Raw genomic sequence first — 9,440 nt, 5'->3', positions numbered from 1 at the left:
ATATAGATTTGGAATTAATCCTTGTAGAACAGAATGAATATTTGGGCGGGAAAATTCACAGTGTGAAAGAAAAAGATTTCATCCTGGAAACAGGAGCCGATTCAATCGTTGCACGAAATGAAAATGTTATGCCATTTGTAAAAGAACTGCAATTAGAAGATGAAATGGTATATAACGAAACAGGTATTTCTTATATTTACTCAAATGATACGTTACATCCGATTCCTGCTGACACAGTATTTGGTATACCGATGAGTGTAGAGTCGTTATTTAGTAGTACGTTAGTTTCAACGAAAGGGAAAATCATTGCGCTGAAAGACTTTATTACAAAGAATAAAGATTTTACGAAAGATACATCACTCGCTGTATTTTTAGAAAGTTTTTTAGGAAAAGAGTTGGTTGAAAAACAGATTTCCCCCGTTCTTTCAGGAGTGTATTCTGGTAAATTGAATGAGCTTACAATGGCTTCTACACTACCATATTTACTTGATTACAAAAATACATACGGCAGTATTATAAAAGGTTTTGAAGTAAATAAAAAACAATTTCAGGCTGCTGGGAATAAGAAGTTTTTATCATTTAAAAATGGACTTTCTACGATTATTAATCGTTTAGAAGAGGAATTAGCTGAGACAGATATACGAAAAGGAGTAACAACGACGAAGGTAAATAGAGTTGATGATGGATATGAAGTTTCTTTTTCAAATCAAGAGACAATAAAAGCGGATTACGTTGTTATAGCTACTCCACATGATGTTGCACAAACATTATTAAGTTCTAATGAATTAGATGATGATTTCAATAAACTAAAAAATTCTTCGTTAATTAGCATTTATTTAGGGTTTGAAATAGCTGATGAACAATTACCGGTAGATGGAACTGGTTTCATTGTTTCAGAAAATAGTGATTTACTTTGTGATGCATGCACGTGGACAAGCAGGAAATGGAAGCATACATCAGATAAACAAAATTTATTGGTGAGATTGTTTTATAAAAGTTCGAATCCTGCTTATGAAAAAATGAAACATAAAAGTAAGGAAGAATTGATTCAAGTTGCCTTATCTGATATTGAGAAAAGCCTTAGAATTCAGGGAGAACCGCAAATTGTTGAAGTTACGGACTGGAAAGATTTAATGCCAAATTATCATTTAGAACATAACCATGCAGTTCAATCTTTAAATGAGAAATTATTAGATGTTTTTCCAAATATGTATCTAGCGGGGGCTTCATACTATGGTGTAGGCATTGGGGCTTGTATAGGAAATGGAAAGAAAACGGCAGAGAAGATTATTGAAGTATTGAATAATCACTTTGAATAACGTAACCTTTATATTTTTGACGAAATCCCTCTCTAGTATAAGAGTGGGATTTCGTCTGTTTTTTACTAAAAATTGTATCTATCGTTTATTCTTTAATTTTGATTAGGGTTTCTGCACGTTTCGTTTTATTTTCTGTAATTGTTAATGTGACGTTACCAGCTTCTTTAAATGAATAAGGGGAGAGTTGATAAACCTCTTTTATGTTATATTTTTCTTTTATTTCTTTTGTGGATGTATTTTTTATTAGGGAAATATTCGGTTTCCAAGTTTCTGTTTTACCAGAAGGGTAGTTTATGATAATTTGAGGTTTTTCTAAACTCAGTGTTTTCCAAGAAGCGAAATAAAGTTCGGTTTCTTTTTCTTTTTTGATTATTTGTTCTGAGAAATAACCAAATTCACCAATATCACCTGAAACGATATATTGTGTATTGTTTAGTTTAATGTCTAGCAAGGAAGGTTGATAAGTGGCTGCGTGATAAAATCCATATGAAAGTGATAATACCGAGGCGATTACAAGCCCAATTATAAATTTTTTCAAGCTGTTTCCTTTGAAACTTGTCATCATCGCCGAGTTTGGTGCGAATCGCTGTGCGAATAAAAAAACAAGTGAAATGAACAAGAGGGCAATGCCTATAAAAATATACATGATTTTCGGTCACCTCCGTTAATACAACTCTTATCTCTGCGTTGAATAATAACGTGATGTATAGTTCACTAATATTTTAACATAAATATCCAATTGATATTGGATATGGGGAAGCTTTCGAGAAACAAATATATATAGTTCATTTTTAAAGAAACATTAATCCTTATTTTTATTTGTTAATTCCATTTTCCGTGTTCCGAATAATAGTAGGAATCCGATTATGGTAATCATAATGATTGCAGTTACTATTAAATCAGTAAACATCAGATTTTGGTTTTGAATTTCTTTTCCGGTAAGTGTTAGAAATACTTGAAAGATAATAATTTAGAGTATTAATTCGGTTAGATTTAAAACGAATTAAATATTGTGTATAAACCGAATAAATTAAGAAAACCATGGGGGAAGCCTGTTTCATCTATTTAGAAAACAGGCTTTTATTTATGATGAAACTTCCGATTGGAGAAGATTTTTCTGATATAATAAATCAGTAAAAAGAAAAACATTAGGAGGATTTCAATGGCATTTCCTGTTTTAGAAACAGAACGGTTACGTTTAGTTGAAATTGATCAATCTTATTGTCAAAAAATATATGAAATTTTTTCGCTTGAAGAAGTAACGCGCTATTATGGAATGAATTCCTTTACAGAATTTGGTCAGGCTTCGCGTATGATTGAATCTTTTTCAAAAAATTTTTTTGAAAAACGTGCAATTCGATGGGGAATTGTATTGAAGGAAACAGGTATTTTAATTGGTACGATTGGATTAAATAATTTACAACTTTGGAGTAAACGTTCTGAGATTGGTTATGATTTACATCCTTCTTACTGGAGAAAAGGCTATGCAACGGAAGCTGTGCAAAAAATCATTACCTATAGTTTTCAGGAGCTAGGGATATTCAGAATCGGTGCAATTACATATCCTGAAAATGTAGCATCTTGTAAGATGTTGTCCAAAATAGGATTTCAGAAAGAAGGACTATTAAGAGGGTATATTCATCAAGGAGATCAACAACGAGATGTATATATATATTCTATTATACGAACAGATATAGAAAAGAACCATGAGATATAGTACGCATGGTTTTTCTTTTATAATTAGATAGTAATGAAAAATAACGAACCCCTCTTATCAAAAGATAAGAGGGGAATGAAGAAATTAACCTAATTTAGGTAATAAACGTTCTCCGCTTTTCATGCTACTTTTACATAAAGGGCATTTTGGCTCTTCTTCAAATGAAAAGTTCTTTCTCATCCATCCTAAACAATCCTCTGATTCACATTCCCAAACAGGGGTTTGTTCTGGTGGTACTTCTGCTACATCGTTCTTTCGATTGCGATACATGTGACCACTCCTTTTATGTAAAAATTTTAATTATATATTAAAAAGGTTGTTAACCGTGCGATGGTAACAACCTTTTTATTGTTTAAATTATAGCTTTACAACGTTTTTAGCTTGAGGTCCGCGGTTGCCTTCTTCAACTTCGAAGCTAACTTCTTGACCTTCGTCAAGAGATTTGAAACCTTCGCCAGTGATAGCTGAGAAGTGAACGAATACATCGCTACCGTCTTCAACTTCGATGAAACCGAAACCTTTTTCGCTGTTAAACCATTTTACTTTACCTGTTAATGTCATGGTAAATGCCTCCTAAAAATAAGAAAAATAAATTACAATATGATCCGTCTTATTTCAACGAAAATAAAAATTCACATATTATCAAAAAACCATTAGGAATACTTATTATTCTTAATAGATGCTTGATAATATGTAAAGTTAAGCTTTTATAAATTTGACCTTAAGACCTATCTTACAACAAATGGTGAGAAATAGCAAGTGTTGGAAGGAAACAGGATATTTTTAAGAGCGAGTGCTTCAATAATGCTATTGGTATAGGGATTTGATTGTATTTCATGTATCTAAGTTTTTTATTAACAAGATTAAAAATATTCACTTTTATGTATTATTCCTGGTTCGAAAATATGTGAAAATACTCCAAATGATTACGAGTGGCATTCCTTGTTGTATTTTTAAATTTATGGATATGAATTTTAAATGGGGATATAAAAGTATAAAAAATAATAAATTTAGTGTAAAATAGGAAGTATTTGTAAGTTATAGAAGGGAAGGGAGGAGTAGTTTTGAATAATAGTCGATTTAAAACAATTGAAGCAGCAAAGGAAGGTCGAAAAAAAGTACACCCAATTTTAGCAGTAATATTATCGATTGTATTTTTAACACTTGGTGAGTTATTCATGCTATTTATGTTGTTTTTACCAAAAGCAGAAACGACATTGATGAAAGGGATTTATGATAACTTAAGGATGTTATTAACATTTGGCGGAGCAATTTTATTTGTATTTTTATGGGTTCGTTTTGTGGAAAAACGTCCATTTTCATCAATTGGTTTTTGGAAAGATAAAGCTTTAAAAAAATACTTACGCGGAGCATTCATTGGGCTTACATTTATAACAATACCCGTTTTAATTTTAGTTTTAAGTGGTTCTGTTACCTTACATATACAACAGATTTCAAGTACAGTCATATTGGGAATGGTAGGTTCTTTAATAGCATTTTTAGTACAAGGTGCCACAGAAGAAATTGTTGTACGTGGTTGGTTATTTCCAGTTATTTCAGTTAGAAGTCGGGTATGGATTGGAGTTGCTGTTACCTCATTACTATTTGGATTTCTCCATCTACTGAATCCAGGCATTACAGTTCTTTCTATATCAAATATCATATTAGTTGGTGTATTCGCAGCGTTTTATGTATTAAAGGAAAATAGTCTTTGGGGTATATGTGCTTGGCATTCTATATGGAACTGGGCTCAATATAATATATATGGTTTTGCGGTAAGTGGTACAACAATATACTCTACACCTCTGTTTAAATCAACAACAAGCGGTCCGAAATCGTTACATGGAGGAACTTTTGGGATTGAAGGAAGTGTAATCACAACAATTATGCTTGCTGTTGCCTGCATTGTATTATGGAGACAATTGTGGGGAAGAAAATTGAAACAACATAATATTGGGTAATTTATGGGGGATAGTTATATTGTGATTAGAACAACATCGTGCATAATGTGAAAAGTAATGAGTATGACTATAACGTTTAAATGTTTGATAGAAGGTTCCTAAGATTAGTATATTTGATTTTTTTATTATGCAACTGTTCTTTGATATGATACAGGATATTTTTTACAATATAAATTTGAGTGTTCTAGATGCCTAAAATCAATATCTTCATGTGGATAAGAATGAAGTTTATTTTGTAATTCATACGTTTCCGTCAAAATGAAGGAATGTTATACCTTTATGTAATAAACTCATTTCAGTCATCTTCTTTACGTACTAATCTAGCACAAATTTAAATGACTTAAAATAAAATGCTTTCTTAATTCAACTGATTTCAAAGGGTATAGTCTGGATAAAGCTAACCGTATTTTGCCGAGCAGAGATGGAGTGTGGAAAAATTCTTATATGAATTTTAGAAAATCATAATCCTTTTACAGAATAATCTTGCAATATGAAACTGAATAGAAATACAATAAAAGGAAACCTATGAAAGATTTTGATCAAATGTTATTTTTGGGGAGAGAATGGATGGAGAATTTTTAAGAAAAAGCATTTTTAAAGAATAATTTATAACAAGTTATTTTTGAAAAACGCAATAGGTAGGAAAAAATGAGTGATAGAATGTTGGGGGGAGGAAATATGTACAATGAAAACACTATTAAAAATACTAGGGATAATTGCTGGAATGGTAGTAATCGGTGTGGCACTTACTTACGGAATTTTATATTATCTCAATCATAGTAAACCAACCGCTAAAAAAACACCAACTGCGGCTCCGGCAGTGGAAGTGTTAGCTGATAGTAAAGTAAAAGCAGAGAATGCAAAACCGCTAGATAATGGTAATTATTCGTTGCCAAATAGTGACTTTAATAAAGGCTTTAAGTGGACTGATGAAAAATTACAAATCGCATTACATGAAATGGCACATCAAAAAGTAAAAGCGGATCAAAAGTGGGGTTATATTTTTATAACGCAAGAACGAATTGAAAGTTTATTGGGGATTGTTAAGAGTAGTGATATGAATCATAAAAATACATATATAGATATTTTAGAAAGATGGAAACAAGGGAAATACGAGAAAGTTGATGCGGATCATAATACGATTTGGAAATTACAAAGCGGTAATCTTGGCGAAGGTAAGGGTGTAATGTCACAAAATGAGCAGAAAGAGTTGATTAATAAAGTCTTCATGCAAAAGGAGACATTCTCAGGAAGCATGTTAATAGCAGGTGGTGAACAAGTTAAAAAATAGTTTTGAAAATTTGATAGATAAGGATAAATACGTAGCGAAATATAAAAGTTCCGCTGCATATTCGCTTTATTTGACATATGAAATAAATGGGAATAAGATTCATATATGAAATAAAAAAGGAAGGCTTTTTCGAATGGATATGAAAAAAAGAGAATTATATGGAAATATTCGAGATGTCTATCATCAACTGCAAAGAAATTTGGATAAAGCGATAGAAGAGCACGATATAAGTTATGTTCAATTTGGTGTGATACAAGTACTTACGAAGTCTGGAAAGGTTTCTATGTCTAAGCTAATTGAAAATATGGGGTGTGTTCCAAGTAATATGACAACGATGATCCAAAGGATGAAACGAGATGGTTACGTTGCGACAGAGAAAAATCCAAATGATCAACGTGAAACACTTGTGTATTTAACTGAAAAGGGAGAAATAGCTAGGGAAAAAGTCGATGTAAAATATGCAGGTTTTTTAGAAGAAAATTGTGGCTGTTTTACTGATGAAGAAGAACAGAAGCTACAAGAATTATTATTAAAATGGAAGCATTGTATAGTTTAATTGTGATATATAAGAAAAGTGTAACATTCTGTTACATTTTTCTTTATATAAATAATACATATATGAAATAAAATAACGTATATAAAATCGGAGGTGTGAGGAGGAATTTAAATAATTATTTCATATATGAAGTAAAAAGAGGGGAATACAAGTTGCAAGTAAAATCAATGTTACGTATTTTAGCAGTTATCGCGTTTTTTATCGGTTTAGATTCTTTAATTGTTTCACCATTATTGCCTGCGATTTCACAGACAATAGGAATGCCTGCTGAAAAGGGAGGGCTTTTAATTACAGCATACGCACTATGCTATGGGATAACAGCTCCATTTTTTGGACCATTGTCTGATAAGGTGGGGAGAAAGCAAATGATTGTCACAGGTCTTATCATTTTTTCAGCCGCTACATTTTGTACCGGGCTTACGAATCATTTTGAAATACTCTTATTGTTTCGTGGACTGACTGGTTTATCCGGAGCTATGATCATGCCAAGTGTATTTGCATTAGTAGGAGATAAAGTACCGTACCAGTCACGAGGAAAAGCGATGGGGATGATTATGGGAGCAATGGTTGGATCGACGGTATTAGGTGTCCCTATCGGTGCGTTTTTATCTGAGGTAGGAAACTGGCAATGGACATTTTATATTATTGGATTACTGGCTTTGCTTGTTACGTTAATTACAAGTCGATTGTTACAAAAAGAGATTTCGAAAAACCAGTTATCAATTTCTGCACCCAAAGCAATGATTGGATCTTGTAAAATCGTATTTACAAATTTCTCTGTTTTCTTTGCGTTATTAGCAACGTTTTTATGGACTGTAGGACTACATGGTATGTTCTCATACATAGGTGTGTATTATGGAATAAATTTTGGGTTTACAATTGGACAGATTGGAATTGTTATTTTCTTTGCTGGTTTAGGAAGTGTAATTGGTAATATAGCTGGTGGGAAATTGGCGGATAAAATAGGTAAGAAAGTTGTGGTTTCAATCGCAAGTATATTTGCTTCTATAAGTGTGATTTTATTTTCTGTATATATTGGAAATGTAAAATATGCGATTACCGCACATATGATCTGGAGTATATGTATTGGGTTTGGTCAGGCTTCACTCACTGCCTTGATTTCAGAATTAAATCCAGCTATACGAGGGACAGTTATGGCATTAAATAGTTCTGCAATGTATATCGGAATGACGATTGCTTCAAGTGTTGCATCGTTTGCTTTGAGTAAAGGTTTACCGTTCTTTGTCTTAGGAATAATTTGTGCAATTGCTAGTTTACTCATCCTTCCGAGCATATATTTTCTTGTTCAAGAGAAGGCTACAACTACGAAAAATCAAATTGGCATATAAAATGGGAAGGAAAAAGAAGGTATACGTTATAGGTGAGAAATGAATGAAACTCCAAAAAGAGTTGGTATCCTTCAGCAGAGACAATCAACTCTTTTTCTTTGTTTACTTTACCTTTGTTGTTTCACCTAGTTTATATTTAAATTTCTATTTTTTGAAAAGAAGCTACAATCTTTTGTAACTGCTCAATAAACATTCGTGTAGCGGCACACATATATTTATCCTTTCTATAAATAATTCCAATTTCTATTGTTGCAGTAGGATTTTTGATTTTAATAGCTTGAATAGAGTTACTCTGTAGAAAGTCTATATATGGTTTAGGCAACACTGTAATTCCCATTCCTTTTGACACCATGTGAATTAATGATTCCATTGTACTTATTTCTAAAATTGGTTTTGGTGTAAAGTTAAAGTTTTGACAATGCGAACGAATAAGCTGTGTTAAAAAGAAATTTTTGGGAAGAAGGATAATAGGATATTTCTGTAACACTCCCATCGTTACAGTAGTGTGTTGTGTTAATTCGTGATTAGTTGGCACTACTAAAGTAAGTTCATTTTGATAAAGCGGAATAGATATGATTTCTTTGTCTTGAACAGGAAGAAATGTAATGCCAATATCTAATTCGTTTTGTAACAATTTTTCACGAATTTCCCCAGTACGAAGACCTAATACGGAAAGTTCAATATTGGGATATAACTCATTAAAATTCAAAATGGCTGGTGGTAATAAGTAGTTTACGGTCGTCAATAGAGCACCAATGGTTAACTTTCCTTGCTGAAGCCCGTTTAAATCTTGAATTGCAGCATGCGCTTGTTCTACTTCGTGAAAGATTTTTTTACTATGTGAAAGCAAAATTCTTCCCGCTTCTGTTAAAGAGATTTTTTTGCCAATTCGATCAAAAAGAGGCATACCAATTTCATGTTCAAGTGCACGAATCTGTTGACTCAGTGAAGGTTGTGAAATGTTTAATTTTTCAGCTGCTTTTGTAAAATGTAATTCGTTTGAAACAGCTACAAAGTATTCTAATTGTCTTAACTCGATGGGAATCACCTCTAATGATAGGTTTTACCTATCATTATCATATAAATAATTGAATTGAACAATGATCATCTTGAAATTATACTCACATTAGTAGAACAGCAAAGTAATCATTGTAAAAAATAGATGAGGTGATGACATGATACAAGCATTAAAATCTAATACATTACCAGGTAATTATTCTCAAGAACTTCATAAGAGATATCAACAA

Annotated in this window: 10 protein-coding genes and 1 pseudogene; 6 read left to right on the top strand and 5 right to left on the bottom strand. The window is 32.1% G+C overall.

Features of this window, described 5'->3' with window-relative positions:
• Nucleotides 1–1,319 (top strand): protoporphyrinogen oxidase (locus BPMYX0001_RS10810; protein WP_157753657.1); only part of this gene is annotated, 1,319 nt, incomplete at its 5' end.
• Between the two features lie 85 nt (nt 1,320–1,404).
• Here BPMYX0001_RS10810 and BPMYX0001_RS10805 read toward each other — a convergent pair.
• Nucleotides 1,405–1,965, bottom strand: a complete 561-nt coding sequence (locus BPMYX0001_RS10805; protein ID WP_006094892.1) for a hypothetical protein — start codon at nt 1,963–1,965, stop codon at nt 1,405–1,407.
• A 516-nt stretch (nt 1,966–2,481) separates the two neighbouring features.
• Between BPMYX0001_RS10805 and BPMYX0001_RS10800 the strand changes: the two genes are divergently transcribed.
• Nucleotides 2,482–3,036, top strand: coding sequence for a GNAT family N-acetyltransferase (locus tag BPMYX0001_RS10800; protein ID WP_006094891.1), 555 nt, complete (start codon nt 2,482–2,484; stop codon nt 3,034–3,036).
• An 84-nt stretch (nt 3,037–3,120) separates the two neighbouring features.
• Here the strand turns inward: BPMYX0001_RS10800 and BPMYX0001_RS10795 are convergent, their stop codons facing one another.
• Together BPMYX0001_RS10795 and cspD are read right to left on the bottom strand one after the other, a co-directional pair.
• Nucleotides 3,121–3,306, bottom strand: a complete 186-nt coding sequence (locus BPMYX0001_RS10795; protein WP_000286203.1) for a cold-shock protein — start codon at nt 3,304–3,306, stop codon at nt 3,121–3,123.
• 87 nt (nt 3,307–3,393) lie between these two features.
• Complete coding sequence (cspD, locus tag BPMYX0001_RS10790; RefSeq protein ID WP_003203959.1) at nt 3,394–3,597, bottom strand: cold-shock protein CspD; 204 nt, start codon at nt 3,595–3,597, stop codon at nt 3,394–3,396.
• Nucleotides 3,598–4,100: 503 nt separating this feature from the next.
• Between cspD and BPMYX0001_RS10785 the strand changes: the two genes are divergently transcribed.
• Nucleotides 4,101–4,997, top strand: coding sequence for a CPBP family intramembrane glutamic endopeptidase (locus BPMYX0001_RS10785; protein ID WP_006094887.1), 897 nt, complete (start codon nt 4,101–4,103; stop codon nt 4,995–4,997).
• 112 nt (nt 4,998–5,109) lie between these two features.
• On the opposite strand, the pseudogene BPMYX0001_RS34885 reads toward BPMYX0001_RS10785, so the two are convergent.
• Nucleotides 5,110–5,291, bottom strand: a pseudogene (locus BPMYX0001_RS34885) (arginase family protein); the annotation flags it as partial.
• A gap of 391 nt (nt 5,292–5,682) precedes the next feature.
• Between BPMYX0001_RS34885 and BPMYX0001_RS10780 the strand changes: the two are divergent.
• The 3 genes from BPMYX0001_RS10780 (at nt 5,683) to BPMYX0001_RS10770 (ending at nt 8,193) form a co-directional block, all read left to right on the top strand.
• On the top strand, nt 5,683–6,288 hold the full coding sequence (locus tag BPMYX0001_RS10780) for a PRK06770 family protein (protein ID WP_006094885.1): 606 nt from the start codon (nt 5,683–5,685) through the stop codon (nt 6,286–6,288).
• 133 nt (nt 6,289–6,421) lie between these two features.
• The gene (locus tag BPMYX0001_RS10775; protein WP_006094884.1) at nt 6,422–6,844 is read left to right on the top strand and encodes a MarR family winged helix-turn-helix transcriptional regulator; all 423 of its coding nucleotides are present in this window, start codon (nt 6,422–6,424) and stop codon (nt 6,842–6,844) included.
• Nucleotides 6,845–6,996: 152 nt separating this feature from the next.
• Nucleotides 6,997–8,193: an MFS transporter gene (locus tag BPMYX0001_RS10770; protein ID WP_033798876.1), complete on the top strand. Its 1,197-nt coding sequence runs from the start codon at nt 6,997–6,999 to the stop codon at nt 8,191–8,193.
• Between the two features lie 136 nt (nt 8,194–8,329).
• On the opposite strand, the gene BPMYX0001_RS10765 is transcribed toward BPMYX0001_RS10770, so the two are convergent.
• Complete coding sequence (locus BPMYX0001_RS10765; RefSeq protein ID WP_006094882.1) at nt 8,330–9,241, bottom strand: LysR family transcriptional regulator; 912 nt, start codon at nt 9,239–9,241, stop codon at nt 8,330–8,332.
• Nucleotides 9,242–9,440: the final 199 nt, after the last annotated feature.

It is taken from the genome of Bacillus pseudomycoides DSM 12442 (assembly GCF_000161455.1).
In the GTDB taxonomy this organism is placed as follows: Bacteria; Bacillota; Bacilli; order Bacillales; family Bacillaceae_G; genus Bacillus_A; species Bacillus_A pseudomycoides.
Note: the sequence above shows the minus strand (reverse complement) of the source record. Positions and strands in the feature narration are given on the sequence as shown.

Excerpts from the sequence above, each read along its gene's own strand:
- BPMYX0001_RS10780 (WP_006094885.1), top strand. The coding sequence starts at position 5,683 with ATGAAAACACTATTAAAAATACTAGGGATAATTGCTGGAATGGTAGTA.
- BPMYX0001_RS10795 (WP_000286203.1), bottom strand. The coding sequence starts at position 3,306 with ATGTATCGCAATCGAAAGAACGATGTAGCAGAAGTACCACCAGAACAA.
- BPMYX0001_RS10800 (WP_006094891.1), top strand. The coding sequence starts at position 2,482 with ATGGCATTTCCTGTTTTAGAAACAGAACGGTTACGTTTAGTTGAAATT.
- BPMYX0001_RS10775 (WP_006094884.1), top strand. The coding sequence starts at position 6,422 with ATGGATATGAAAAAAAGAGAATTATATGGAAATATTCGAGATGTCTAT.
- BPMYX0001_RS10805 (WP_006094892.1), bottom strand. The coding sequence starts at position 1,965 with ATGTATATTTTTATAGGCATTGCCCTCTTGTTCATTTCACTTGTTTTT.
- cspD (WP_003203959.1), bottom strand. The coding sequence starts at position 3,597 with ATGACATTAACAGGTAAAGTAAAATGGTTTAACAGCGAAAAAGGTTTC.